Source organism: Priestia sp. 53B2, assembly GCF_056099005.1.
In genome coordinates this window covers 1-2,078 of the sequence record NZ_JBLZXA010000053.1, presented here as the reverse complement: position 1 = coordinate 2,078, position 2,078 = coordinate 1, and the positions used below count along the sequence as shown (strand labels likewise).

General features: G+C 49.8%; 2 rRNA genes. Both read left to right on the top strand.

The features are described from left to right. Positions 1-189: ribosomal RNA gene (locus ACN6NE_RS30940) — 16S ribosomal RNA — on the top strand; the annotation flags it as partial. 176 nt (positions 190-365) lie between these two features. Next, a 23S ribosomal RNA gene (locus ACN6NE_RS30935) occupies positions 366-2,078 on the top strand; the annotation flags it as partial.

The following is a 2,078-nucleotide window of genomic DNA, read 5'->3' as shown; positions in this document are numbered from 1 at the left end:
CGGATCAGCATGCCGCGGTGAATACGTTCCCGGGCCTTGTACACACCGCCCGTCACACCACGAGAGTTTGTAACACCCGAAGTCGGTGGAGTAACCGTAAGGAGCTAGCCGCCTAAGGTGGGACAGATGATTGGGGTGAAGTCGTAACAAGGTAGCCGTATCGGAAGGTGCGGCTGGATCACCTCCTTTCTAAGGATTTTAGATGACGTACGTTTGTTGAATTTGTTCAGTTTTGAGAGAGTAATCTCTTAAAAACATTGTTCTTTGAAAACTAGATAACAGTAATTGCTGAGGAAAAGTGAAACTTTTCTTTTAATCAAACCAATAAATAACACAACATTATGTTGTACCATTTATTCGCTAATGGTTAAGTTAGAAAGGGCGCACGGTGAATGCCTTGGCACTAGGAGCCGATGAAGGACGGGACTAACACCGATATGCTTCGGGGAGCTGTAAGTGAGCTTTGATCCGGAGATTTCCGAATGGGGAAACCCACTGTTCGTAATGGAACAGTATCTTTATCTGAATACATAGGATATTGAAGGCAGACCCGGGGAACTGAAACATCTAAGTACCCGGAGGAAGAGAAAGCAAATGCGATTTCCTGAGTAGCGGCGAGCGAAACGGAATTAGCCCAAACCAAGAGGCTTGCCTCTTGGGGTTGTAGGACACTCTATACGGAGTTACAAAGGAACGAAGTAAATGAAGCGACCTGGAAAGGTCCGTCGAAGAAGGTAACAACCCTGTAGTTGAAACTTCGTTCCCTCTTGAGTGGATCCTGAGTACGGCGGAACACGTGAAATTCCGTCGGAATCTGGGAGGACCATCTCCCAAGGCTAAATACTACCTAGTGACCGATAGTGAACCAGTACCGTGAGGGAAAGGTGAAAAGCACCCCGGAAGGGGAGTGAAAAAGATCCTGAAACCGTGTGCCTACAAGTAGTCAGAGCCCGTTAACGGGTGATGGCGTGCCTTTTGTAGAATGAACCGGCGAGTTACGATCCCATGCAAGGTTAAGCCGATAAGGCGGAGCCGCAGCGAAAGCGAGTCTGAATAGGGCGTTTAGTATGTGGTCGTAGACCCGAAACCAGGTGATCTACCCATGTCCAGGGTGAAGTTCAGGTAACACTGAATGGAGGCCCGAACCCACGCACGTTGAAAAGTGCGGGGATGAGGTGTGGGTAGCGGAGAAATTCCAATCGAACCTGGAGATAGCTGGTTCTCTCCGAAATAGCTTTAGGGCTAGCCTCATGTTGTAAGAGTCTTGGAGGTAGAGCACTGATTGGACTAGGGGCCCCCAACGGGTTACCGAATTCAGTCAAACTCCGAATGCCAAAGACTTATCCATGGGAGTCAGACTGCGAGTGATAAGATCCGTAGTCAAAAGGGAAACAGCCCAGACCACCAGCTAAGGTCCCCAAGTATACGTTAAGTGGAAAAGGATGTGGAGTTGCTTAGACAACCAGGATGTTGGCTTAGAAGCAGCCACCATTTAAAGAGTGCGTAATAGCTCACTGGTCGAGTGACTCTGCGCCGAAAATGTACCGGGGCTAAACGTATCACCGAAGCTGTGGATTGACATCTTTGATGTCAGTGGTAGGAGAGCGTTCTAAGTGCAGCGAAGTCAGACCGTAAGGACTGGTGGAGCGCTTAGAAGTGAGAATGCCGGTATGAGTAGCGAAAGACAAGTGAGAATCTTGTCCACCGAATGCCTAAGGTTTCCTGAGGAAGGCTCGTCCGCTCAGGGTTAGTCGGGACCTAAGCCGAGGCTGAAAAGCGTAGGCGATGGCCAACAGGTTGATATTCCTGTACCACCTCCCCGCCGTTTGAGTAATGGGGGGACGCAGTAGGATAGGGTAAGCGCGCTGCTGGATATGCGCGTTCAAGCAGTTAGGCTGATGAGTAGGCAAATCCGCTCATCATGAAAGCTGAGCTGTGATGACGAGGGAACTATAGTACCGAAGTTCCTGATTCCACACTGCCAAGAAAAGCCTCTAGCGAGGCGGGAGGTGCCCGTACCGCAAACCGACACAGGTAGGCGAGGAGAGAATCCTAAGGTGATCGAGAGAACTCTCGTT